Genomic DNA, 23713 nt, shown 5'->3' on the forward strand with positions numbered 1-23713 from the left:
CCTTTGCCTCAGAGTTTCTTTTGCTTTTTTTGCTCAACTCAAGTAGCGTGGCGCTTTCGCTTTCTTGCCAGAGCGTCCCTCGAAATTTTCTATTATCATCAGATTGAACTGTCGGGTGCTTGATTCAGGTGACAGTCTATCACTTACTGCTGCAACTTCTAACACGCAACTATCAGAGGTAATAGTTTAAATAAATACATTACGTATTTATCTATACAAATCCTCAAATTTTTAGCGAAAATCTAAACAAATCTTTTATACCAAAAAGCGTTGCTCCTAATCTCTCTTAATCCCAGTAGTAGCTCAGAAATAATTGGAGTTAGCTTTTCAAATCTGGCTAGCAAGTAACACCATTGGATGATGAGTAAAGTTGCTTCCCCAGCTAAAAATGACTAAACAACAGTATGGGCTTTATTTAAATATGTCAGTTAAAAAAGGAGTTCAACAAGATAATGCTAGTAAGCGTATTCTAGTTTGTGATGACGTTAGAGACAATAGTGTTTTCCTCCAAACTGTATTACAAATGGAAGGTTATGAAGTTGATATTGTGGATTCCGGAGCGGCAACCCTTGCCTATCTTGAATCTATAATACCTAATCTGCTCCTACTCGATGTGATGATGCCTGGTATGGATGGGTATGAAGTTGCCCGTCGTATCCAAAACAACCCGATTCTACAAAATCTGACTATTTTGTTCATTACCGCACATAGAGAGGCATTTTTCGATCAGCACCCTGAGATGAGAGCCAGGGCAGTTATCCGAAAGCCAGTTGAGCCGGATGTACTAATAAAATATGTTCAGACTGCTCTATTGTAAATGCTATCATTTATAACCATCATCTCTGAATGAAGTTTATTATTAGGAAATTTCTAGAAATTCCGGTCTAAAATTGCTTGGACTTTAGCAATTACTAGATCAGGGTCAATCGCCTTTTGGATAAACCCATCTATCTTTATATCAACAGCTTTATCAGCATCTTCATCAAAACCTATCACCAGCAAAATCGGAATGAATTGAAATTTAGTTGATCAAGGGAGGTGACGAACAACTTCAAATCCATCCATTTTTGGCATCATTACATCTAGTATTAGCAAGTCAGGTGGGTTAGGGGCCGTTTCAAGCCAGTCCAGTACTGCTGCACCCGAATCAACGATTTCAATTAAACAGTCTGATGCTTGTAAAATCGTTTTTAGAAGAAAAGAGTTATCAGCCACATCATCACAAACTAATATACGCTTAATAACACTCTCCATCGCCATCTTTTAAGAACAAGTAACTTTTTACACTAACTTTTCAAGCGTGCCATTACCCTCTGCCCCTTTGCCCCTGGAGATGACCAACCACTATGCTTGCGTTGTCTTGACAGACTACTAGGTGAAGTTCAATCACAACCAGACTCAGTTTAATTTAAGCAAGCTCAGGATTGCGCTGACGAATTGTTCTGGCTCCAGCGGTTTGGTCAGGTGCATCTGAAATCCAGCTTGTATGGCTCTTTTCTGGTCAATTTCTACGGCATAGGCAGTTAATGCGATCGCCGGAATCGTTCTACCATGATCAGATGAATAAGAAGGGGGAAAGGAACCCCTAACTTCAAAGTTAGGCGTTTCAAATATGGATGCCGTGTTTTTTCTTGCTACGCATCTTAAAACACATTTTTTTTCTTCCTCTTAAAAGAGGAGGCTTTAAACCGATGGGGAAAAGGTTTTATATTTTCCCTTTACCCTTTTCCCCTTCTTGGTAATGAAAAGTTTGGTTTATATCATGCCCAAGCGACCAAAACAAAACTCCGATCACGCACCACCATCTCAACTAGATATTTTGTATGATTTGTTGAGAAAATCTGATGTCATTATTTCTCTGTTGTTAAGGTATTATTTGGATTAGCAAGCAGTTAATCGTAAACTATTTGACTTTAACAAATTTAACGAATATAGTGTTTTCTAGCGATTAAATTTTCTTGATATACTGCCTGTTTAACTATTTGTATTTACAAAATCAAAAATCTGAATTAATCATTTATTGCATTCACATTATTAGGCTTCGTCGTTTAATTCATATTGGTTAGACTCAACATTTTTAAAAAAATTAGTTTTGACAAATCCTAGATTATACAGTAAAGCTATGGAACGGTGATTGTCTACATCAACGTCAGCAAAAAATTTAAGATTTTGGTATCTCTCAATTAAATAATTTATCATGCACTTAACTGCTTCACGTGCATAACCTTTTCCCCAGAAATTAGGGAAAAACACATATCCAAGAATTGCACTCTTATTTATAGTAATTGTTGCTTGAACATATCCAACGTAGCATTTCTCTGTAACAGACCAAACAGCCCAATTCAACCAAACCTCTGTTCCATCTGGTGATTGACGACGTGCCAACATCATGTACCGTTCACGAAGTGATTGAACGCTTTGTGGTGGTATATCTTCGATATATTTGTATATACTCGCACTCTGCAATCCATCAAAAAGCAGTTCGGCATGATCCGGTTTCAGTGGTTCTAAACAAAGCCGTTGAGAGTATAATTTCATCTTGTCATCTAAACGTTTGCTAACAAGCTACACCGAATACCTTAGACTAACTCATCTTCAACATAAACCAGTGGAGCGAATGATTTACGATTGCTATACCTTAGAACTTAAGAGCCATTAGATAGCGGTAAGGTTTTACCAAAAGCTGCTCGTCACGACCATTCAGATGCCTTAGTTAGTCGTGGCTAACCCCAGCACGTCTCTGGTAACAGCTACACGCTTATCCTACTTTTGATGAAAGCGATCGCCGAAGACATCAAGATTTGCTCATTGTAATATAGGCATATATACAGAAATCCTTATACTGAACAACAATCAATCTTTTGTGTCCTTTGAGAAACTTGAACCACATCATTCGCCTCCGTCAGGGGTGATTTTTATGGCGTTAGTAGCCAGCGTTCACGCCCTTGCATGAATAAATAGAGAAGACTTTGAGGTTCTTATTACACGTATTAGCCCTAACGTGTAACGCGACTATATATGTGACGAACGGCGTTCATTGAGGCGACCGCGAAACTGACTTGCTCGATCAAGGATTAAAATTTCTGGCGCGTAGAGTTTTCCCTATCATTTTAACTAATGGAGGTCTGGGGGGAATGGCACGCTTGTTAAGCTGAAGGGTATGCAGCGTAAGGATGCTCCAGGAGCAGGGGGGCAGGGGCGCAGAGGGGAATTTCTAAATATCCGAACGCAATGCTTAAACTTCTTCTTTCTCCCCTGCACCTTTGCTCAAGAGCACAAGAGCTGCCTCAACGATTTCTCCTTTTCAAGCGTGCCATTCAGGTCTGGGGGCAATATAGATGAATTAAATTCATTACCAATTTAATTAATAAATTACCCCTTATGCTGCTAATTCCCTCATTACCAAGCTGGTCAAGCTCTTGGCAATCGCCTCTGGTGTCAGAACAAAATCTACTTTCCCGGTGTCAATAGCAGATGAAGGCATATCGAAGTACTGCGAAGTAGTTTCATCTTGAGCAATCGTTGTGCCGCCATATTTTTTCATTGCCATCACTCCTAAAGCACCATCTCTGCCAAACCCACTTAGGACAACAGCAATCGCCCGCATTCCGTAATTAAGTCCTACCGACATGAATAGTTTATCCACTGAGGGGCGAACAAAGTTCATCTTTGGCGACTCTAACAGAGACAGCTTACCGTTAGCACCGACTACTACATGCCGATCTGGAACATAAGTATAAACAGTCCCTGGACGTATTATCTCCCCTGATTTTGCCTGCTCTACCCGCAACGCTGTATGGCGGCTGAGGATATGTGCCAGACGACTAGGGTAGGCAGGATTCATGTGCTGAACTACAATAATCGCTGCTGGGAAATCTGCGGGTATTGCCGACAAAATTTGGATGAGTGGCTTTTGCCCGCCCGCAGAAGCTCCGATTGCCACTATGTTATAGGCAATATTAGGGAAGTGTGACAGAATTCGGTGTCGTTGTTGTAACGCCATTTTCTTCTTTGCGAATGTTTAGCGCTTAGTAGCGATCGTCTAATTAGGGCTGTAGCAGTCTGACAAGTTACATTGCTGTGTTAGCTAGCTAATATCTTATATTTTATATGTTAGCGAGCTAACATTCACTATTTACAATAGATAAACCTTTTGTTAGAAGTTCTTGATTGCTGCCAGTTATTTAATAGAGATAAGACTGACTTAAACAGCCTCTTGCTATCTGTGTCTCAAACATCCTGCACTTGTGAAAAACCAACTTCTAGCTGCCCTACCATCTGAGGAATACTTTCGTCTTGTTGCTTATATGGAGTTTGTCCCCCTAGAGTTAAAGCAAGACCTTTACATACGTAACCAACCAATTGAGTACGTCTATTTTCTCGACTATGGCGTAGCCTCTATGCTCACCGTTCTGACGGATGGTTCGGCAATCGAAGTGGCTACGGTGGGCAATGAAGGAATGGTAGGTCTTCCAGTATTCCTGGGAGCCGAAAAAATTCCAGGCGAGTGTTTTATACAAGTCTCTGGCTCTGGATTGAGGATGAGAGTAGATGCATTTAAAACTCATATCACCGTAACTAGTCCGTTGTACGAGCTGCTACAACGATACACGCAAGCGCTGTTTAATCAAATCGCCCAATCAGCTGCGTGTAACCGCCTGCACTCAATAGAACAGCGAATGTGCCGTTGGCTGCTGATGACTGCTGATCGAGTAGAGACAGCCACTTTTGCACTCACTCAAGAATTTCTCAGCCAAATGCTAGGTGTGAATCGCTCTAGTGTTAGCCTTACTGCCTCTATTCTTCAAAGGGCGGGGCTAATCGATTATGTTCGCGGACAAATGACTATCCTTGACCGCTCAGGTCTAGAAGATATCACCTGCGAGTGTTACCAAGTTGTCAGAGGGGAGTTTGAGCGTTTGCTTAACGGCAATTAAGGTTATTGGCTCCATCTTTGGATCTGCATAAGAAGCCCCAAGAGCCAAAACTACGTGCGAGTAAATGCACCGATCACACTCCCTTTAAAAAGGCTTGCTCTAGTTCCCTCCTTTTTAAGGAGGGTTAGGGAGGATCAACCCTTAACTGAACTGTATTGTTTTATAAGGAAATCTCTGATTACACATAAAATAGAAAAATCATTCAATAGCGAAGTATTTATGGGTAATGAAGTTGAACTCCTTGAACACTGGTGACAACTCACACCCCAAAAGCAACAAAAAGTTTTAGAGTTTGTTGAACTACTTAAATCTGAGCCAGAAACAACACCTCCCGAATCTGATTTTGTGCCACAAACACCCTTAGCCAAAAAATTATGGTCAATCCGACAACGAGCGATCGCTGCTGGATTGCAACTTCGTAAACGTTGACGAGATTGAACTTGAACTTGCTGCACGTCGCGGTGGATTCCGTGAGTCTTAAGAAGATTTACATAGACTCTGGTGTACTCATCAGTGCTTTTTGTGGCATTTAGTCAGCCACCATCAGAGCGAATCAAATTCTTAACGATGAAAAGCGGGAGTTTGCCTCAAGTCGCTTCGTTATGCTATGCCTGCGGCGGGTGTAGCGATCGCCAAGACAAGTTGCTCAAGCAACTAGGCAAACTTCCGCCACGGTGTACTAGTAAAATTTTGGTAAAAGTGCTAAGGATAAATGGTTGGTAGCTGGAGAAGTACACATGAAAACCACTGGCATTCATCATGTAGCTATTATTTGTTCTGACTACGATCGCTCCAAAATATTTTATGTCGAAACTTTAGGCTTTTCGATTATTCAAGAGACTTTTCGCACCGCAAGAAATTCTTATAAATTAGATTTAAAAGTTGCAGAAAATACTCAAATCGAACTATTCTCTTTCCCAAATCCTCCAGAACGACCTAGTAAACCAGAGTCTTGTGGTTTAAGACATCTTGCTTTTCAAGTTGATGATGTTGAACAAACTGTTTTTTATTTAAAATCGAAAGGAGTAGAGGTAGAAAATATCAGAGTTGATGAAATTACAAATAAAAAATTTGCTTTCTTTAAAGACCCTGATAATTTGCCATTAGAGATTTATGAGCATTAAAGGTGCTGACGGGCGAACTTGCCATAACTATAGATAATGAAGCGATCGCCAAGCGCGGAATTACGGCTTATTGCTGCCAAGTAAAAAAATACTTTCTTTAAATATCCAGATAATTTATTATTCAATATTGATAAAAACTAGAATATTATAGATATTTGAATTAAAGAATTTCGGATAAATAGCAAATGAGTGAGCTATTTGGTAAAATTCTAAAATGTTTGACAATATCTGTAAATTTTTAGCTGAAAATTTCTCCAGCGATTTCGCCACTTGGTTATTAGGCGAACCTATTACTTTAACCGAACTCAGTCCAAAAGAATTATCTCTCGAACCTATTCGTGCTGATGCTCTAATTCTGCTACAGTCGGAGCAAAACATTTTACATTTGGAATTTCAAACCCAAGCTGATGCTGAAATTCCTTTTCGGATGATTGACTATCGGTTGCGAGTATATCGTCGCTTTCCAGACAAAGCAATGCATCAAGTTGTGATTTATCTTAAGCAAACAAATTCAGAGTTGGTGCAACAAAATACATTTACAATTGCTGGGACACGCCATGAGTTTTCAGTTATCAGACTTTGGGAACAACCAACTGAAGTATTTCTGAGAACAGCTGGACTGTTACCCTTTGCAGTTTTGAGTAGTACAATTGATCCAGAAGCCGTGCTTAACCAAGTTGCACGAGAAATTAATAATATGACAGAATCAAGAAATCAAAGTAATATTGCTGCTTCCACAGCGATTTTAGCTGGTTTAGTATTAGAGAAAGAGGTTATCAGACGAGTTTTGAGGTCAGATATTATGCGCGAGTCAGTGATTTATCAAGATATTTTAGAAGAAGGCAAAGCCGAAGGCAAAGCTGAAGGAAAAGCTGAAGGCAAAGCTGAAGCTTTACTTGAAGTAGCAAGTAACCTTTTTAATACTGGTATGCCATTAGAACAGATAGCAAGATTGACAGGGTTATCTATTGAGCAGTTACAGTATTTGCAGGTAACTGAGTCTGATGATTCCAAATAAATAATCGGTGCAGGTTGACTGCACCGATCGCACAATTTATATTTAATTGCACCGGACATTTCCCTCACGCCAATGCGGAAGCTTGGGGTTTGGCAAAAATCATTCTTCCTGCGGTGGTTTGCAAAGCACTAGTGACTACTACTCGCAATTCACCGCCCACATAACTGCTGCCTTCTTCAACGACTACCATTGTGCCATCATCTAGGTAGCCAATGCCTTGACTCGGTTCTTTGCCTTCCTTGAGAATTTTCAAATCCAAGTTATCGCCAGGTAAATAACTAGGACGAACGGCGTTCACTAAATCATTTACATTCAAAACAGGTACTTTCTGAACACTGGCGACTTTAGACAAGTTATAGTCGTTGGTTAGCAATGTACCGCTAATTTCTTGGGCAAAGCGCACTAATTTGGCATCGACTGTGGGAATATCTTCGTAGTCAATTGTATTAATCACGATGCGATCGGGATATTCCTCTTTAATGCGGTTGAGAATTTCTAGTCCTCGCCTTCCCCGCACCCGCTTTTGATCTTTGCTAGCATCGGCTACTTGTTGGAGTTCTTGCAAGACAAACTGCGGTACAAGAATTTGCCCTTCTAAAAACCCTGTTTCTAGTAAGGCTTCAATGCGACCATCAATAATACAGCTAGTATCTAAAACTTTGGTATTAGCGGGTTTTAGCGTTCCTTCCACTACCATCGATTCAACGGTGTTGGGATTAATGAACCGCAATAAGCCTCGCCCGTGGGTGTCTGCCAAATTCATGCCAGTGACGGAGAGGATAATACTACCGACAACTGCCACCAGTGGCTTAATAAATCCAAAATCCGCCGGGATGGGTAGCAAAAATAGTGGGGCTAGCATCAGGTTAGCTAGTAATAGCCCAATCACTAAGCCGATCGCACGAGTTAAAATCACTTCCAGAGGCATTTCTTTGATTTGTGATTCTAGGCGACGATATGTCGTCTGGAAACTCAGCCCGATCGCACCGCCAATAATAGCGGCAAAGACGGCAACAACTAAGCGTAAAGCTTCAAGGTTTGTTACCTGATCTAGTGTGCTATTGGGTAGTAGTTCGATGCTGTAGAACCCTATTCCCGACGCTGCTAGGATAAATGAGAAAATAATAATGGCGTCAAGCATGGTTGTCTTGTTTTCCTGCAACTGTGTTCACCGATAAAGTTAAGTATTTTTTATTTCATCGGTAAGATAAACTCATCAATATTGACTTACACTAAGGGTTTAGTAGGGCAATATCTGCAATTATTATAACCAAACCTTTTTATCTTCATATTTTTCATTGTTTCATTATAAAACGACAAAAATTTGTAAATAAACTACTCATTTTCACTGTTTCTAATTCGCAGTTGGCTTAACTTAAAACTTTTCTCAAAATGAGTCAAAAATTTAGTATTTCTGGAATTGCGAGTTCTGCTTATGTGCATATTCCCTTTTGCAGACGGCGGTGTTTTTATTGTGATTTCCCGGTGTCTGTTGTGGGCGATCGCTTGCGGGGCGAAACATCTGGTACTATCTCCCAATATGTTGAGGTGCTATGTCAAGAAATTGCCATTACACCAGCATTTGGTCAACCCCTGAAGACAATTTTCTTCGGCGGTGGTACTCCTTCGCTACTATCAATAGAGCAGTTACAACGGATAGTAACAGAGTTAGAGAAGCATTTTGGTATTGCGTCTGGGGCAGAAATTTCGATGGAAATTGACCCAGCCACCTTTGATTTAGCCCATATAACAGGCTATCGCAATGTCGGCGTGAACCGAGTAAGTTTAGGTGTACAAGCGTTTCAAGCAGAATTATTGCAAAGGGCGGGGCGATCGCACTCAGTTGAAGATATTCTTGCGGCTGTGGAACTAATCCATCAAGTCGAGATTCCCGAATTTAGCTTAGACTTAATTTCCGGGTTGCCGCATCAGTCTTTGGATCAATGGCAGGATTCCTTAGAAAAAGCAGTGGCGCTTGTACCCACTCACATTTCTATCTATGATCTTACCATCGAACCAGGTACAGCCTTTGGTCGTTATTACAAACCTGGCGATACTCCTTTGCCCACGGATGAAGCTACAGTCAAAATGTACCAGATGGGGCAGCAAGTTTTGACTGGTACAGGTTATGAGCATTATGAAATTTCCAATTATGCTCAACCTGGCCATCAGTGTCGGCATAATCGAGTCTATTGGGAAAACCGCCCTTATTATGGCTTTGGTATGGGTGCGGCGAGTTATGTTGACGGGAAGCGCTTCACTCGTCCGCGCAAGACTAGGGAGTATTACCAGTGGGTGCAAGCTGGCGGTGTGATTGATTGTGATGTGACTCCCCTAAACGAAGTATTGTTAGAAACGTTAATGCTGGGGTTGCGTTTGGCGGAAGGTTTAAGTTTAGCGGCGTTAGTACAAGGGTTTGGGGAAGAGAAGGTTGAAAAAATTTGCCAGTGTTTGCAAGAATATTTTGAGAAAGGTTGGGTGGAAGTTGTAGAAGGAAGGTTGCGTTTGATTGATCCCCAAGGGTTTTTGTTTTCTAATGTAATTTTGGCGGATTTGTTTGAAAAGTTGGGGTAACGAAGCGCAGAGGCGCAGAGGACGCAGAGAGGAGGGAAGGTTTAAAGCTGATGAGGAGTAACGATTTATGCAAAAAAATAAAGTTAGAAAAGCTGTGATTCCAGTAGCTGGTTTCGGCACTCGTTTGTTTCCAGCTACCAAAGTTGTGAAAAAAGAACTTTTCCCGATTATTGATCGAGATGGTAGGGCAAAACCAGTCATTCTCGCAATTATTGAAGAGGCAATAAGTGCTGGAATTACAGAAGTCGGGATTGTGGCGCAACCGGATGATAGAGAAATATTTGAAAATTTATTAAAAAATCCACTTAAAAAAGAGTTTTTTGATAAACTTTCACCGCAAAATCAAGAATATAGCCGATATCTTGAAGATTTAGGTAGTAGAATTACCATATTATTGCAAGAGGAGCAATTAGGCTATGGCCATGCGGTATTTTGTGCCAAGGATTGGGTACAAAATGAACCATTTTTGCTAATGTTGGGCGATCATGTTTATGCATCTGATATTCAAAAATCTTGTGCTAGTCAACTATTAGATATTTATGAACAAGTTAATCAAAGCGTTGTTAGCTTAACTACAACGCCAGCAGAAAATCTTCATACATCTGGATGTGTAACAGGAGTTTGGCAAGAGTTAAACTCGATTTTAGAAGTTACACAACTCTATGAAAAACCTACCATTGAGTTTGCACAACAATATTTGCGCGTACAGGGAATGGCAGAAAATGAGTTTTTATGCATATTTGGTTTATATTTACTTACACCAAAAATTTTTGATTTTCTAGCAGAACACATCAACCAAAATTTCCGAGAACGAGGCGAATTTCAGTTAACATCCTGCCTTGATAAATTGTGTCAGGAAGAGGGAATGACAGGATATGTTGTTAAAGGGAAGTGTTTTGATACAGGATTGCCAGATACTTATCGTCAGACAATGATTGATTTTAGAAATTTATAATTAGTTAAATAAAAAACTAATAAGCTCGACTTTATCGATTTTCTGGCAACACTCAAGCTGACGCTGAAAGCTTTGTAAGACAGTAGTTTTACTTTTTAGTTTTCACCGATAATCAGTGACATGGAAAAAGTTGTTGTTAAAAAGCTAGGGTTTTGCCGTATTAAGAGAACTAAGCTCTTAATTTTGGATAAAGTCGAGCTAAGAGTCGAGAGTAGGGACTTTCCGAATTCCGTTAAATGAAATACTATTCAGTTATATGCTGATGCTATTGGTAACAAGCCTTGGTTTCAGATAGTTGTAATTTATTAAACGACTCTTGTTGTTCAACTCAATTTTACGCTCTACTTCGTTCAACTCCTGCTGAAATGTAACTAAAATATCTTGAGCCTCTGGGTCTACAAACTTATTGTCATAGTAGCCTAGTCTGTCATAACGGTAGGCTGACAGAATGAATAAAATCGACAATTGGTCAGCAGTTTGCTTTGGCGGTGGTAGACATGATAATAGGCTTTTGCGGTCAGCAATAGTGCCTTCTGCTGTCATTTGTTTATAAGCAGCAAGGGGCATATTGGGCATAAAAGTCATATATTCATATTGCGGATAGTTAACAGCAGCGTGCTGCGGCCCACAGGTGAAGATAACCGCAGTACCAATGTCAACTAATTGATCTAATGTTTCGATGCTATTAGGAACACCCTTGACTCGTCCGCCTGATTGGGAAACCAATTCCTGCGCCCAAGCTTGTAATTCAAAGTCTGCTGTTAAGTCTTGAGGAGTTTTGTAGTATAGCTTCAAGTATTCAGACACAAACTTTTTAATCGCGTTCCACAATAGCAAACCATCGTCTCGATAGGGGTAGTGAGGTAACTTGTTTGGATCATCCACACCCCGATTTTTTAGTTCAGTAGGTAAAGAAAACTGATCTAAGCTCCATTCTTCATAGGCATTGACGACAATTTTTAATGACTCTTGCAGAGTTCCAGCTAGCAATTCGTCAACAGGGCCGCCTCTATTAACTAGGCGCTTACGAGCTAAGTCATTATTAGCCAACATGAAACGGAAGTGGGGTTTTAGTAGTAAGTTGAGGGGATGGTTCTCCGCTAGTTGACGGGCTGTGACAATGGCAAAGGGTTCCATAACAAAGTGAGTTCGGCAAAGATGGCTACTCATTTCATGATGGTTAGCATCAGCAATTTGAACACAAAGTTTGGCATGAAACCAGGTTAAAGGGCTATCAAAAGGTGTAATTAGCTGACTCTGTCTACCATCTGTAGGGTTTATTTGGATAGCAATAGGTACAAGTTGACCGCGATCGCTAAAACCAGAACTGCGCCAACAAAAGAAAGCTATAGGGGTTGGTAAATACTTTTTACCTCTCTCGTAATTACCTCCTTTAACAAATGCAAGCGCTCTATAATCAGCTACATATAAATTTCCATTTGCAAGTTTTTCTACTAAGTCGATAGAGTTACCAAACTTCTCTTGCAGTTCTGAAATGGTAAACGCAAAGCCAGGTGGCATCTCCTGAATGCGGCGTAAAACAAGAGGATTTACCCCACAAAGCCGTTGTTCACAAAAAGAGTCATCAGTTTGGTATGTTTTGATGACATTAGGTCTAGGCAAAACTGGAAAATAGTCTTCATAGTCTTGCAATTCATCTAAAGGGTCCCATAAAGAACGGGTATTAACGGCTAACATATTTATCGGAAGCTCTGCCGTCTCTATTGTGCGTTCAGCAATATACTTAGTAGAAAAATTTTCGCTAGAGGGGACATCTTTAAGCATCGCCATAGGCGCTAAAAACTCGTGATCAAATTCATACTCTCCTTGGTTGCGCTCTAGCAAACTTTTGCGTTTCGTAGGGTCAGTATCATTTTGGGGAAGGGATGGTTTCATAAATGTTTATCCAAGTTTAAAGTAAGAACAATAACAAGCAAGTTAGCTAAATTTAGGTAGTTAACTTACTCAGCAAGCTTGGCATTTAATTTTGAAAAGTGCAATAGCACTTTAAAAGTATTCATGTGATTGTTGTACAGGTTAACATTTGCTAAATCCTCTTATACAACTTTGACACAAGTATAAAAATCAATAAACTTGTAAGCATTCAATAGTTAGTCGTCAAAATCAAGAATATTTACAAAACTATGTGGTATAATTTAATAATTGCAATAGAATTATGAAATTTAGATTTTAAAGCCTTGTTAATTTTGGCTTCTCAAGTCTAGAATTTAGAATTTTACATAAATTATTTAACAGTGTTTATTAATACTTGTCTGTAAACTGCAAAATCTATACTTTTGAAATGTTAACGTTAAGTATGAATCAAGGTTACTTATTGTTTTTATGCAGAGTATCTATATTTTGTAAAAATTCTTCACTTATAATCAAAACTGCTGGGGGTCATTCTTAAATTTATCGACGGCAGTGCCAGCGATCGCTACAGGCTATTCCTGCTACTTGGATACATTAGTTATTAACAAGTGCTGCGATCGCAGCTACCAATTTCGCAGGATCGGCTGGTTTAGCAATATGGAGTTGAAATCCGGCTGTAAAAACCTGTTTTTGTGTGGTTTCTGCGGCGTAAGCAGTTAGAGCGATCGCAGGAATTTCTCCACCTAAATTGGCGGGCATTGCTCGTAACTTTCGGATCAAAGTGTAACCATCAACATCTGGCATACCTAAATCGCTTAACAGCAAATCTGGCTTTGACTGCATAATTGCAGCCAGTGCTTCAGTGGCAGATGCTGCGATCGTCACGATTGCTCCCTGCTGTTCTAATAGAAAGGCCAGAAACTCACGGGTATCAGCATTATCATCTACAACTAACAAACGTATTCCTTCTAGTGGAGCATAAAGCATACAGGATGGATAAGAATCACCCGATAAATTATTGTTTTCCTTTTCTACTTCCAAATGTTGAAATACGGGTAGGCAAACTGTAAACGTCGCGCCTTGCCCTTCTCCTAAGCTCTCTGCCGAAACTGTACCACCATGTAACTCGACAAGTTGGCGCACAATCGCTAAACCAAGTCCTAATCCACCAGAACTTCGAGTTGTAGTACTATCTGCCTGACGGAAATACTCAAATACGTATGGTATAAAGTCAGGACTAATACCTTTACCAGTGTCACTAACTCTAAGTTGTACCTCAGAATTAATCTGTCCTAAGTAGACTTCGACTTGTCCACCAGATGGTGTAAATTTAACGGCGTTAGAGAGCAGATTCCAAATAATTTGTTGAATACGATTACCATCACCCTTCACCTGTCCAATTTCTCTATCCAAATGGAGATTAATTTGAATAGACTTTGCTTGTGCTGCCAATTGCACTGTCTCTAAGGCAGCTTCAATAGTAAAAATAAGATTAACCGTTTCTAAATTAAGTGCTAGCTTGCCCTGGAGAATGCGAGAAATATCCAACAAATCTTCAATCAACTGAGCTTGTAATTCAGCGTTTCGTTCGATGGTATCAAGGGCACGCACAGTAGTAGCTTCGTTTAATGACCGATTTTTCAGTAGCTTGGCCCAACCCAAAATTGGATTAAGAGGAGAACGAAGTTCATGAGAGACAATTGCTAAAAATTCGTCTTTGATGCGGTTTGCTTTCTCAGCAACTTCTTTTGCCTGTTGCCGTTGTTCTGCTATTGCTAGAGCCTGATCGCGGAGGTTTTTATATTCCTGAACTCGGAACGTTAAATCTGTTAAATCTTCAATTGAAAAGAGAGCATAAAATTTATCTTCATCCGATGCAGACACAGCAGTAACAGTTGTGTGTTGAATGCGGTATTTATCTTTGGATATAGGTACAGGGATAATATATTTATGCAGTTGTGAAGAAAAAATTGTCGGAGGCCCACCTTGAAAAATTTGGTGCAAACGGCTAGCGTAACGAGGTTGATTTAGATGAGGAAAATATTCATGAATAGAATTTCCCAACATCTTACTTCTCGGAATTTTTGTCCATTCCTCTAAGCAGGAGTTCCAGAAGATAACAATATAATCTGACTGTAGAACAAAAGCTCCTAAAGGAATTTTATCTAAAAGGCTAAATTTTTCTTGAGCTTGTTCAATTATATTCATTGTATTCTCAAAGTTTTTATATTAGTTAGATTATTTCCATTTCGTCCTTCATTGCATTGATTAGCGCATCAAAAGTGCCCACCAAAAAAATTAAAATAATATCTCCAATAATTTCTAAGCGTTCAATTGTGAAACTGGCTTGTGCTAGTAAGATTTTTGACTCGCTCTCGTATGCAGATAACAATAAATTTTCCAGCGTATCTTCTATATAAACGGGCAATGTGTAGTTTACATGCCGCTTTAGCACATTACTGAGTGAACCCATTACCCCATTTATGACAATGTTACCAATTTCGCTCAGGGTGCCAATTTTCACCGCATCTAGGTCAGCCGATCCTGGCTCTTCACCTGTAAGCACTGCAATCAATGTTGATGCGCTGTCAGTTGGAAAAATTAAGCTAGCAGTGCCATAGAAAGAGCCTGTAAAGCCTAGTTTTACAGATGCCAAAGCCTCATCATGAAATCGTTTTATTAATTCTTGATATGCTTCGTTAGCAGTTAACACTTTAACAACTGGAATTTTCAGACGAATGTGAGAGTCTACCATTTCATTAAGTAGACTTGCTGCTCGACCAACTCCAATATTAATTAACTCTTCCAGGGCATCTAGTTCTTCTGCTGTCACATTCATGAAAACTTATTCCTTACTATTGAGAACTTCCTGGACTGCCTTTCGCAACTCACTTTCTTTTGGCGGTTTATTAATAAAGTTGACCGCGCCCAAGCTAAAACTTTGATTGCGTGCCCCTTCCTGGATATCGGCAGAAATGATAATGGTCGGAATCTTTAATTTTTTATCTTGCATAGCTTTCAGAAATTCAAACCCATTCATATCTGGCATTAGAAGATCCGCTAACACACAATTTGGCTTATGGTTGTCAACCATTTCTAACCCCTCACGCCCATTAGTTGCTTCGATAATTTCATAACCATCGATTTGCAGAAACTTACGAATCATTCTGCGAGAAAAAGCTGCATCATCGATAATCAAAACCATTGCCATCAGCTTTGTCCTTTTATGCTTTAGCTTAATAATTCTTAATTTAGGCTAATTAGCCATATTATTTATTAAAATGAATGAATTAAAGAAAAAATAAATATAATTTTACAATTATCAATAATAGTTCCGGAAAAATTATCAAACTCGCTGAAACTATAATGCTATGGAGCTAAAATTTTTAATAATGGAAACTTTTAAAATTTGTTAAGTATTTCAAATCCGATCTAATACCAGCTTTATTTTGCGAAGCCAATGCAAAATTATTGTATGGTAGATATCGGTTAGATGGTCAATTTCTCGCAGGCTTATGCCATTAAGATACATTTTGAGGCATACCTGCTTGACATGGTTTGAGTATTACTAAGATTGTAGGATTTGAGAAACTGATTCTCGCATTATTTGCACTTGTAAGATTGTCTGTCTTGACGACGACCTTTCTTGAAACTTTGAGTTGAATAGCAACGATAAGATTGCCTATTTCTTAACTATATCATTAAGGCAAATATTATGTCTTCAGCCTGAGAAAATACAAACATCTTTCTTTAGATAGAGATTGGTGAGGATTAGTATTAAATTAGTATTAAAATATAAGATATATAAATTTTTACTTTATTAACCAATGGAGTTAAATGAAATTGAGGATGATATAGAAGCATTTCTCGTTGAAAGCTATGAGAACTTGAATCAAATTGAAGGCGATATTATTGAGCTAGAAAAAACATCTGATGATGGAGAAGCATTAGTTCGAATTTATCGCTCACTCCATACGCTTAAAGGAAATTGCGGCTTTTTACCGTTTCCTAATTTGGAATCACTTGCTCATGCTGGAGAGAATTTGCTCTCGTGCCTGCGCGATCGCACGATCGCAATCACCCCTGACATTATTAGTACTTTAATACAAACAGTTGACAGCATTCGGCAAATCCTGTCTCAAATTCAAGCTACAAAGCATGATGGCGATCGCGATTATTCAGCATTGATCGTGGCTCTAACGCGATTGTCAGAAACTAAACAGACTCCAAAACCCTCTCAATCGCCTGTTAATACACAAACGCCACAAAAAGATACAGCAGCTAGTGAGTCTGTTGAAGCTCTCAATCAGGAACTCACAGAAATATCAACGACAACATCAGAATCTGCTTATATCCGAGTCAATGTTAATCTGCTAGATCAGATGATGAATCTAGTGGGTGAACTCGTTTTAGCTCGTAACCAGGTAATCGGATTTAGTACGAAGTTTAAGGATAAGAGTTTTGCTGCTACCTGCCAGCACCTTAATTTACTTACAACCGAGTTGCAGGAAAGGGTGATGAAAACTCGGCTGCAACCAATTAGTTCCATCTGGCAAAAGTTCCCTCGCGTCACCCGCGATTTAGCGATCGCTTCCGGTAAAGAAGTTGAAGTGGAGATGGAGGGGGCAGAAACTGAACTAGACAAAAGTATTATTGAAACAATTAAAGACCCCTTGACGCACTTATTACGCAACTGCATCGATCATGGGATTGAATTACCAGCCGAACGGGTTGCTTGTGGAAAGCCAAGCGTAGGACGGCTATTTCTCAGAGCCTTTCACGAAAGTGGCAAAGTCAATATTGAAATTGGCGATGATGGTCGTGGTTTGAATTTAGAACGGCTGAAAGGGCGAGCGCAGCAACTTGGTTTAGTGAACGCTGTGCAGGCTGCAACCATGAGTGAATCAGAAGCGATGAACTTAATTTTTTTATCCGGCTTCTCGACTGCGGAACAGGTAACTCACCTTTCCGGGCGGGGGGTTGGGATGGATATTGTTAAGAGCAATATTGAGAAGATTAATGGAACGGTTGAAATTCAGAGCCAACAGGGACAAGGAACGACCTTCAAAATCAAGATTCCCCTGACATTGGCAATTATTCCAGCATTGATTGTCAGCAGTGGAGGCAATTATTATGCCATTCCCCAAGCGAGTCTACAAGAGCTAGTCCGCTTAGAAGCACTCAATAGTATTGAGATATTATACGATGTGCCTGTGTATCGCTTGCGGGGTAATCTTGTCCCCTTGGTTTATCTCAACGAAGTGTTGCAACAAGATTGTGTCAGCAACTTAGAAACACTCAGTTTGGTAATTGTGCAAGTTGATAACTATCGCTTTGGGCTAGTCGTAGACACAATCGAAGACATTCAAGACATTGTAGTTAAACCTTTGGGAAGACAGTTAAAGGCGCTATCCCTATTTGCAGGAGCCACCGTTTTAGGAGATGGCACAGTGGCATTAATTATTGATGTTGTTGCTCTAGCAAACCGAACTGGTATAACCGCTGAACAAAAGCAGTTGTTGAGCGAAAATGCTGTAAATAGTCAAGAGCAAGCAGGCGATCGCCAAACAATTTTACTATTTGAAGGCCCCCAAGGCGCACGTATGGGCATTCCACTAGCGATCGCATCTCGGCTGGAAGAGATTCTTGCTTCTGCTGTCGAAAAAGTTGCTAATCAGGATGTTTTGCAGTTTTACGGTCAAATTCTGCCGCTAATTGATCTTCACAAGATATTTTCTGATAGCGATCGCCTTAATAATGAGACTTTGGCGACAGTTGCAGAAACGCTCCAAATAATTATTGTCTCTCCATACTCAGAACTCAGTGTTGGGCTAGTAGTCGATCGCATTCTTGATATTGTGGAAGAACCACTAACCATTAAAGGTATCCCTAGTAGACCTGGAGTGCTTTTCTGTGCTGTAATTCAAGGACAAATCACAGAAATTCTTGACATTGAGACTGTAATTCGGATTGCTAACCCTCATTTGCTGCAATTAGCGACTCATGGCTAAACAACAAATTTGCACATTTTTCCTCAAAGGAATTTACTTTGGTATTGACGTGCAACACGTTCAAGAAGTGATTCGTCCACAAGCAACGACTCCTGTACCTTTAGCACCACCAGATATCTATGGGTTGATTAATTTACGTGGACAAATTATTACTGTCATCGATTTACAGCGTCGATTAGAGATGAGCGAACCGCAGACACAATCAACTACAAAACTTGTAGATGAGGTGCAGGGATTTAATATTATTGTGTGTTCTGATCGTGAATTAGTCAGTCTGCTGGTTGATTATGTGGGAGATGTTTTAGAGTTTGAACAAAACACCTTTCAACCCCCACCCGCAACGTTAAAAGGTAAAATGCGTCAGATGCTAGCAGGAGCTTACCCACTCCCGGAGGGATTTTTGTTAGTTCTAGATGCCGAGAAAATTCTAGATGTTAATTTAACAAATCAGATTATCGAATAATTGAGGAGCGCTTTGCAATGACTACAAATCGGGCTGGAAAAGCAGCCAACTCAAAATCTCCCTCGGTGGATAGTGCAGATTTGCAACCGACCGATGACAGTGTAATAAAAGTGCAATTGCAAGCGTTACTAATAGCACTTAAGGCGGTAAAAAACGGAGATTTTAGCGTCCGTTTAGCTGATGAGAATAATGAACTGGGTGAAATCACCTCAGTTTTTAATGAATTGGTGAGTTTAAATCAAAACTTTGCTAACGAAGTTAATCGTTTGGCATCCGAGATTGGTATCCAAGGAAAACTTGGTTCTCAAGCCGTTGTCAAAGGAGCCGATGGGAGTTGGAAAGAATCGCTCGACAACTTGAATCAAATGTCTACAAATTTAAAAGAGCAGATAAAAGGTATTAATGAGGTTAGCCTTGCCGTCGCTCAAGGAAATTTGTCCAAGCAAATCGAGGCAAGCAATGCAGGAGAGTTTAAGCAGCTCACAGATAATGCAAATCAGATGATTAGCAGCCTAAAGTCTTCAATCAGACAGATGACAGAGGTGGCAACAGCAGTTGCGTCTTCCGCAGAACAACTGACCGCAGTCAGTAAAGAAATGACTGAGAACGCCGAACAAACAGCCGAACAAGCCACTTCTGCCTCTGCCTCTGCTGAACAGGTAAGTCAGAATACCAATACAGTTGTGACTGCCGTGGAAGAGATGAATGCTAGCATTCGAGAAATTGCTAAGACCGTTACCCAAGGAGCAAAGGTGACGACTGAGGCAGTTAAAACAGCTGAACGCACGAACGAGACAATTAACAAACTCGGTCAAAGCAGCATCGAAATTGGTAAAGTTATTAAAGTCATTACCTCGATCGCAGGGCAAACAAACTTGCTAGCACTCAATGCTACCATTGAGGCGGCTAGAGCCGGCGATGCAGGTAGAGGATTTGCCGTAGTCGCAAACGAGGTGAAAGAATTAGCCAAACAAACGGCAAGTGCGACTGAAGATATTAGCTTGCGAATTGAAGCAATTCAGACAGATACAAAAAGTGCCGTTCAAGCCATCACTCAGATTACTAGTATTATTAATCAAATCAACGACTTCCAAAGCACGATCGCCAGTGCTATTGAGGAACAAACAGCAACTACCAATGAAATTGGTCGAAATATGGCTGAGGCAGCCAAAGGAACATCAGATATTGCCAAAAGTATTGGAATTGTGGCACTCAATACTCAAAGTACGACTACTGGAACCAGTAATACTTTAGAGGCAGCTACAGAACTGTCCCGAATGGCAGTAGATTTACAGAAAGTCGTCAATCAGTTTAAATATTAAGTAAGAGGCAGGGGGCAGGGGGCAGGGGGCAGGGAGCAGGGGGAATGGAAAAAGAACCAATTAAAAGTCATGAAGACTTGGAAGTATACAAAATGGCATTTGATACAGCCATGAAAATATTTGAACTATCCAAGAAGTTTCCTGTAGAAGAGAGATATTCGTTGACCGACCAAATTCGTAGATCGTCACGTTCTGTATGTGCAAATCTGGCGGAAGCATGGAGAAAACGTCGATATGAAGCTGCTTTTGTAGCTAAGTTAAATGATTCGGAAGCAGAGGCAGCAGAGACTCAGACTTGGTTGAAATTTGCTGTCAAGTGTAGTTATTTAGATGTTGATACAGGTAGAGAACTTTATGGAAATTACAACCAAGTTTTAGGCATTCTAGTAATCATAATCAACAATCCATCCCCCTGGCTCATAAAACGCTAATTATCCATCATCTCCCTGCCCCCTGCTCCCTGCTCCCTGCTCCCTGCTCCTTGCTCCCTGCTCCCTGCCCCCTGCTCTCTGCTCCCTGCTCTCTGCCCCCTGCCCCCTGCCCCCTGCCCCCTGCCCCCTGCTCCCCAATACCTAATGCCCAAAATCCGGGTACTAATTGTCGATGACTCCGTAGTAGTACGGAGTCGATTAAGTAAAATTTTGTCTAGCGATCCAGAACTGGAGGTGGTAGGAGTCGCGGCTAACGGTCGCATTGCCCTTGCCAAGATTTCCCATGTTAATCCCGATGTGATCATCTTGGATATTGAGATGCCGGAGATGGATGGTTTGCAAACCCTGGCCGCTATCCGACAAAAGTATCCACGTTTACCAGTGATTATGTATAGTACCTTCACGCACAGGGGAGCGATCGCAACCCTAGAAGCTCTTTCTTTAGGTGCTTCAGACTATGCCACAAAACCTAGTAACTTAGGAAGTGTAGAGGCAACAAACCAACATATTCGGGATGATTTAATTCCCAAAATTAAGGTGTTTGGTGGACTTTTCACACCCAGCGCAATTACCCATCCAGTTATTTTTCCTGTTCGTAGCGACATACAGCAGGTGGAAGTTGTGGCAATTGGGGTTTCTACTGGGGGCCCAAATGCTCTGGCTGTTGTGCTTAAGCAGTTTCCAGCAGATTTATCAGTGCCGATTTTGATTGTGCAACACATGCCGCCAATGTTTACGAAACTACTAGCTAAACAATTAGCTTCCAAGTGCAAAATTCCAGTAGATGAAGCGGTTCCTGGACAGATACTAAAACCAGGACATGCCTGGATTGCACCAGGAGATTTTCATCTAATTGTGCAACGCGACAAAACTGGAGTTCGACTTGTTACCCATCAAGCATCCCCCGAAAATTCTTGTCGTCCTTCAGTCGATGTGCTGTTGCGATCGGTTGCACAAGTTTATGCGGCTAGGGCGATCGCAGTTATTCTCACTGGTATGGGGCAAGATGGATTGCATGGCTGTCAGTGCATACGCGAGGCGGGTGGACAGGTACTTGCACAAGATAAAGCTACTAGCGTCGTGTGGGGAATGCCTAGTTTTGTTGTTAATGCCGGGCTTGCCAATAAAATTCTTCCACTTAATGAGATCGCAAATGAAATTATGCACAGAATTGGTTTCAATCAAGTTCCTCCTTCAGACCTGTAATGACACAGATTATGGGTGTAAGCACCACTGATTTTGAGTATCTTCGGGAGTTAGTTCATCATCATTCAGCGGTTGTGTTGTTTGGTGATAAAACTTATTTAGCAGAGTTACATTTGCAGCCAATTGTCGAATCGGCAGGATTTGCTTCTATCGCTGATTTGATTACTTACTTGCGAACTCATCCGTTTAATAGTCTTCACGCCCAGACAATCGAGGCGCTAGTCACTAACGAAACCTCATTCTTCCGTGATAGCCACCCTTTTGAAGCGCTGAAAAAATATGTGCTACCAGAGTTAATTAAACAACGAGAAATTGATCGATCGCTCAACATTTGGTGTGCTGCCTGCTCTAATGGACAAGAACCTTATAGCATTGCCATACTAATTAATGAACATTTTCCCATGCTTCCCAATTGGCCTGTAAAATTAATTGCAACTGATTTTTCTACTAAGGTTTTAACGCGTGCCCGCGAAGGGCATTATAACCAACTTGAAATAAATCGTGGACTTCCTAAAAATATTTGCGATCGCTACTTTCAAAAGCTAGATACTGACTGGCAAATAAAGGAACAAATCCGCCAGATGGTTGATTTTCGTCAGTTGAATCTTTTGCAATCTTGGTCATCTCTGCCGCAATTCGACGTTATCTTTTTACGGAATGTTTTAATCTACTTTGATGTTGTTACCAAGAAAGCATTGCTAAAAAAGATTAAGCAGCAATTAAGACCAGATGGTTACTTGTTTCTGGGTAGTGGTGAAACGACTATCAGCCTAGATGAATCATTCAAGCGGGTTTTATTTGACAAGGCTATCTGCTATCGATTGCACAATCCTGAAGTTAAAATTGCCGATTGAGGTAAAAATCAGCAAGTTGCTGTTTGCAGCCGGAAAAATATTGTATATTCACAATACACACATGCTTACAAGAAAGTACTGCATCCTTGCGATACGTAAATATTTCTTTCATTTTCAGACCTTGTAACTTAAAACACCAATTACCTCATAAATAATTATGGCTATTATCACTGGAACCTCTGTAAACAATGTTCTTAACGGTACACTCAACAACGATGTAATCAACGGACTGAATGGAGATGATAACCTTAATGGTAGAGATGGTAATGATATGATATTCTGATTGGCGGATTGGGTAAAGATATCTTAACTGGTGGAGCAGGATCTGATATCTTCCGTTACAACAGTCCTTTAGAGGGTGGCGATATATCAACGACTTAAATGCATCTCAAGGTGATAAAATCCAAGTTTCCGCATCTGGATTCGGAGGTGAACTCCAAGTAGGGCTATTACAAGCTTATCAATTCAGGCTCGGTAGTGCTTTCACCAATACCAACCAACGCTTTAGATTTGACATCAATAGCTCGATTCTATTCTTCGACAGAGATGGTAGCGGTTCGCAATTTGGCTCCGTCGAAATTGCTAAAATTAACGGCGTTAACGGCCCTCTAACTACCCAAGTAATCGCCTAAAAGATTTTGGATTGTAGGATGCCGTAGCGAAATTGAGTACGGCACCATTAGTTGATATCTTTGCTTATAATTAACTATTACTCCTCTACTTTCTTCAGAGCATCAGGCTTGTGAGCAGCTTGTTTTCCTGTCTTATCACTTTCAACTAAGTATTCAGGGTTATCTTCACTTGCAGCGATATGGTGTTCTTTAATATCTGTAGGTGAAGTGAGTTTCTTTACTACTTTGCCAGTTGTCTTGCCTTGTGAAGTGTTCCATTCAACCCGATCGCCGTTTTTGAATTGTTCAGCCACATTCATCTCCTACTTAATGTT

23 protein-coding genes are annotated in these 23713 nt (G+C 40.4%); 13 read left to right on the forward strand and 10 right to left on the reverse strand.

The features are described from left to right. The first annotated feature begins 388 nt into the window (after nucleotides 1-388). Nucleotides 389-817 carry a response regulator gene (locus H6G26_RS06395; protein WP_242053612.1) on the forward strand — a complete coding sequence of 143 codons (429 nt, stop codon included), beginning with the start codon at nucleotides 389-391 and terminating at the stop codon, nucleotides 815-817. 53 nt (nucleotides 818-870) lie between these two features. On the opposite strand, the gene H6G26_RS43710 is transcribed toward H6G26_RS06395, so the two are convergent. From H6G26_RS43710 to H6G26_RS06410, 4 genes are all read right to left on the reverse strand, one after another. Continuing rightward, entirely contained in the window at nucleotides 871-996 is a 126-nt protein-coding gene (locus H6G26_RS43710) for a hypothetical protein (RefSeq protein WP_277883770.1), read from the reverse strand. A 33-nt stretch (nucleotides 997-1029) separates the two neighbouring features. Beyond that, a complete protein-coding gene (locus H6G26_RS42380; RefSeq protein WP_242053613.1) occupies nucleotides 1030-1254 on the reverse strand; it encodes a response regulator in 225 nt (74 codons plus the stop codon). 780 nt (nucleotides 1255-2034) lie between these two features. After that, the gene (locus H6G26_RS06405) at nucleotides 2035-2538 is read right to left on the reverse strand and encodes a GNAT family N-acetyltransferase (protein WP_190728457.1); all 504 of its coding nucleotides are present in this window, start codon (nucleotides 2536-2538) and stop codon (nucleotides 2035-2037) included. 841 nt (nucleotides 2539-3379) lie between these two features. Then, complete coding sequence (locus tag H6G26_RS06410; RefSeq protein ID WP_190728458.1) at nucleotides 3380-4003, reverse strand: chemotaxis protein CheB; 624 nt, start codon at nucleotides 4001-4003, stop codon at nucleotides 3380-3382. 244 nt (nucleotides 4004-4247) lie between these two features. On the opposite strand from H6G26_RS06410, the gene H6G26_RS06415 reads away from it, so the two are divergent. The 4 genes from H6G26_RS06415 to H6G26_RS06430 all read left to right on the forward strand — a co-directional run bounded on the left by H6G26_RS06415 (nucleotide 4248) and on the right by H6G26_RS06430 (nucleotide 7079). Beyond that, nucleotides 4248-4937, forward strand: coding sequence for a Crp/Fnr family transcriptional regulator (locus H6G26_RS06415; RefSeq protein ID WP_347242438.1), 690 nt, complete (start codon nucleotides 4248-4250; stop codon nucleotides 4935-4937). 522 nt (nucleotides 4938-5459) lie between these two features. Beyond that, nucleotides 5460-5660, forward strand: coding sequence for a hypothetical protein (locus tag H6G26_RS06420; RefSeq protein WP_190728459.1), 201 nt, complete (start codon nucleotides 5460-5462; stop codon nucleotides 5658-5660). Nucleotides 5661-5674: 14 nt separating this feature from the next. Continuing rightward, entirely contained in the window at nucleotides 5675-6061 is a 387-nt protein-coding gene (locus tag H6G26_RS06425) for a VOC family protein (RefSeq protein WP_190728460.1), read from the forward strand. A gap of 214 nt (nucleotides 6062-6275) precedes the next feature. Then, nucleotides 6276-7079 carry an Rpn family recombination-promoting nuclease/putative transposase gene (locus H6G26_RS06430; RefSeq protein WP_190728461.1) on the forward strand — a complete coding sequence of 268 codons (804 nt, stop codon included), beginning with the start codon at nucleotides 6276-6278 and terminating at the stop codon, nucleotides 7077-7079. Nucleotides 7080-7143: 64 nt separating this feature from the next. Here H6G26_RS06430 and H6G26_RS06435 read toward each other — a convergent pair whose 3' ends face one another. Further along, nucleotides 7144-8220, reverse strand: a complete 1077-nt coding sequence (locus H6G26_RS06435; protein WP_190728462.1) for a PIN/TRAM domain-containing protein — start codon at nucleotides 8218-8220, stop codon at nucleotides 7144-7146. A gap of 251 nt (nucleotides 8221-8471) precedes the next feature. Between H6G26_RS06435 and hemW the strand changes: the two genes are divergently transcribed. Continuing rightward, nucleotides 8472-9653, forward strand: coding sequence for a radical SAM family heme chaperone HemW (hemW, locus tag H6G26_RS06440; protein WP_190728463.1), 1182 nt, complete (start codon nucleotides 8472-8474; stop codon nucleotides 9651-9653). Nucleotides 9654-9720: 67 nt separating this feature from the next. Further along, nucleotides 9721-10608 carry a UTP--glucose-1-phosphate uridylyltransferase gene (locus H6G26_RS06445; RefSeq protein ID WP_190728464.1) on the forward strand — a complete coding sequence of 296 codons (888 nt, stop codon included), beginning with the start codon at nucleotides 9721-9723 and terminating at the stop codon, nucleotides 10606-10608. Between the two features lie 252 nt (nucleotides 10609-10860). On the opposite strand, the gene H6G26_RS06450 is transcribed toward H6G26_RS06445, so the two are convergent. The 4 genes from H6G26_RS06450 to H6G26_RS06465 all read right to left on the reverse strand — a co-directional run bounded on the left by H6G26_RS06450 (nucleotide 10861) and on the right by H6G26_RS06465 (nucleotide 15691). After that, nucleotides 10861-12504, reverse strand: coding sequence for a lipoxygenase family protein (locus H6G26_RS06450; RefSeq protein WP_190728465.1), 1644 nt, complete (start codon nucleotides 12502-12504; stop codon nucleotides 10861-10863). 570 nt (nucleotides 12505-13074) lie between these two features. Next, nucleotides 13075-14688, reverse strand: coding sequence for an ATP-binding protein (locus H6G26_RS06455; protein ID WP_190728466.1), 1614 nt, complete (start codon nucleotides 14686-14688; stop codon nucleotides 13075-13077). A gap of 25 nt (nucleotides 14689-14713) precedes the next feature. Beyond that, nucleotides 14714-15319: a chemotaxis protein CheC gene (locus H6G26_RS06460; protein WP_190728467.1), complete on the reverse strand. Its 606-nt coding sequence runs from the start codon at nucleotides 15317-15319 to the stop codon at nucleotides 14714-14716. Between the two features lie 6 nt (nucleotides 15320-15325). Continuing rightward, nucleotides 15326-15691 (reverse strand): response regulator, encoded by a 366-nt coding sequence (locus H6G26_RS06465; RefSeq protein ID WP_190728468.1) that lies wholly within the window; start codon nucleotides 15689-15691, stop codon nucleotides 15326-15328. A 616-nt stretch (nucleotides 15692-16307) separates the two neighbouring features. Between H6G26_RS06465 and H6G26_RS06470 the strand changes: the two genes are divergently transcribed. The 6 genes from H6G26_RS06470 to H6G26_RS06495 all read left to right on the forward strand — a co-directional run bounded on the left by H6G26_RS06470 (nucleotide 16308) and on the right by H6G26_RS06495 (nucleotide 22767). Beyond that, nucleotides 16308-18491 carry a chemotaxis protein CheW gene (locus H6G26_RS06470; RefSeq protein ID WP_190728469.1) on the forward strand — a complete coding sequence of 728 codons (2184 nt, stop codon included), beginning with the start codon at nucleotides 16308-16310 and terminating at the stop codon, nucleotides 18489-18491. Beyond that, nucleotides 18484-18954, forward strand: coding sequence for a chemotaxis protein CheW (locus H6G26_RS06475; RefSeq protein ID WP_190728470.1), 471 nt, complete (start codon nucleotides 18484-18486; stop codon nucleotides 18952-18954). The genes H6G26_RS06470 and H6G26_RS06475 overlap by 8 nt, the downstream gene beginning before the upstream one ends. 17 nt (nucleotides 18955-18971) lie before the next feature. Continuing rightward, the gene (locus H6G26_RS06480) at nucleotides 18972-20276 is read left to right on the forward strand and encodes a HAMP domain-containing methyl-accepting chemotaxis protein (protein ID WP_190728471.1); all 1305 of its coding nucleotides are present in this window, start codon (nucleotides 18972-18974) and stop codon (nucleotides 20274-20276) included. A gap of 44 nt (nucleotides 20277-20320) precedes the next feature. Next, nucleotides 20321-20707: a four helix bundle protein gene (locus H6G26_RS06485; RefSeq protein ID WP_190728472.1), complete on the forward strand. Its 387-nt coding sequence runs from the start codon at nucleotides 20321-20323 to the stop codon at nucleotides 20705-20707. Nucleotides 20708-20851: 144 nt separating this feature from the next. Next, nucleotides 20852-21913 (forward strand): chemotaxis response regulator protein-glutamate methylesterase, encoded by a 1062-nt coding sequence (locus H6G26_RS06490; protein WP_190728473.1) that lies wholly within the window; start codon nucleotides 20852-20854, stop codon nucleotides 21911-21913. After that, the gene (locus H6G26_RS06495) at nucleotides 21913-22767 is read left to right on the forward strand and encodes a protein-glutamate O-methyltransferase CheR (protein ID WP_199326677.1); all 855 of its coding nucleotides are present in this window, start codon (nucleotides 21913-21915) and stop codon (nucleotides 22765-22767) included. The genes H6G26_RS06490 and H6G26_RS06495 overlap by 1 nt, the downstream gene beginning before the upstream one ends. Nucleotides 22768-23476: 709 nt before the next feature. Here the strand turns inward: H6G26_RS06495 and H6G26_RS06505 are convergent. Beyond that, a complete protein-coding gene (locus tag H6G26_RS06505; RefSeq protein ID WP_190728474.1) occupies nucleotides 23477-23692 on the reverse strand; it encodes an HVA1 family protein in 216 nt (71 codons plus the stop codon). Between the last annotated feature and the right edge of the window lie 21 nt (nucleotides 23693-23713).

This window comes from Nostoc sp. FACHB-888, assembly GCF_014696655.1.
GTDB lineage: Bacteria > Cyanobacteriota > Cyanobacteriia > Cyanobacteriales > Nostocaceae > Nostoc.

Excerpts from the sequence above, each read along its gene's own strand:
- H6G26_RS06395 (WP_242053612.1), top strand. The coding sequence starts at position 389 with ATGACTAAACAACAGTATGGGCTTTATTTAAATATGTCAGTTAAAAAA.
- H6G26_RS42380 (WP_242053613.1), bottom strand. The coding sequence starts at position 1,254 with ATGGAGAGTGTTATTAAGCGTATATTAGTTTGTGATGATGTGGCTGAT.
- H6G26_RS06405 (WP_190728457.1), bottom strand. The coding sequence starts at position 2,538 with ATGAAATTATACTCTCAACGGCTTTGTTTAGAACCACTGAAACCGGAT.
- H6G26_RS06410 (WP_190728458.1), bottom strand. The coding sequence starts at position 4,003 with ATGGCGTTACAACAACGACACCGAATTCTGTCACACTTCCCTAATATT.
- H6G26_RS06425 (WP_190728460.1), top strand. The coding sequence starts at position 5,675 with ATGAAAACCACTGGCATTCATCATGTAGCTATTATTTGTTCTGACTAC.
- H6G26_RS06430 (WP_190728461.1), top strand. The coding sequence starts at position 6,276 with ATGTTTGACAATATCTGTAAATTTTTAGCTGAAAATTTCTCCAGCGAT.
- H6G26_RS06435 (WP_190728462.1), bottom strand. The coding sequence starts at position 8,220 with ATGCTTGACGCCATTATTATTTTCTCATTTATCCTAGCAGCGTCGGGA.
- hemW (WP_190728463.1), top strand. The coding sequence starts at position 8,472 with ATGAGTCAAAAATTTAGTATTTCTGGAATTGCGAGTTCTGCTTATGTG.
- H6G26_RS06445 (WP_190728464.1), top strand. The coding sequence starts at position 9,721 with ATGCAAAAAAATAAAGTTAGAAAAGCTGTGATTCCAGTAGCTGGTTTC.
- H6G26_RS06450 (WP_190728465.1), bottom strand. The coding sequence starts at position 12,504 with ATGAAACCATCCCTTCCCCAAAATGATACTGACCCTACGAAACGCAAA.
- H6G26_RS06455 (WP_190728466.1), bottom strand. The coding sequence starts at position 14,688 with ATGAATATAATTGAACAAGCTCAAGAAAAATTTAGCCTTTTAGATAAA.
- H6G26_RS06460 (WP_190728467.1), bottom strand. The coding sequence starts at position 15,319 with ATGAATGTGACAGCAGAAGAACTAGATGCCCTGGAAGAGTTAATTAAT.
- H6G26_RS06465 (WP_190728468.1), bottom strand. The coding sequence starts at position 15,691 with ATGGCAATGGTTTTGATTATCGATGATGCAGCTTTTTCTCGCAGAATG.
- H6G26_RS06470 (WP_190728469.1), top strand. The coding sequence starts at position 16,308 with ATGGAGTTAAATGAAATTGAGGATGATATAGAAGCATTTCTCGTTGAA.
- H6G26_RS06475 (WP_190728470.1), top strand. The coding sequence starts at position 18,484 with ATGGCTAAACAACAAATTTGCACATTTTTCCTCAAAGGAATTTACTTT.
- H6G26_RS06480 (WP_190728471.1), top strand. The coding sequence starts at position 18,972 with ATGACTACAAATCGGGCTGGAAAAGCAGCCAACTCAAAATCTCCCTCG.
- H6G26_RS06485 (WP_190728472.1), top strand. The coding sequence starts at position 20,321 with ATGGAAAAAGAACCAATTAAAAGTCATGAAGACTTGGAAGTATACAAA.
- H6G26_RS06490 (WP_190728473.1), top strand. The coding sequence starts at position 20,852 with ATGCCCAAAATCCGGGTACTAATTGTCGATGACTCCGTAGTAGTACGG.
- H6G26_RS06495 (WP_199326677.1), top strand. The coding sequence starts at position 21,913 with ATGACACAGATTATGGGTGTAAGCACCACTGATTTTGAGTATCTTCGG.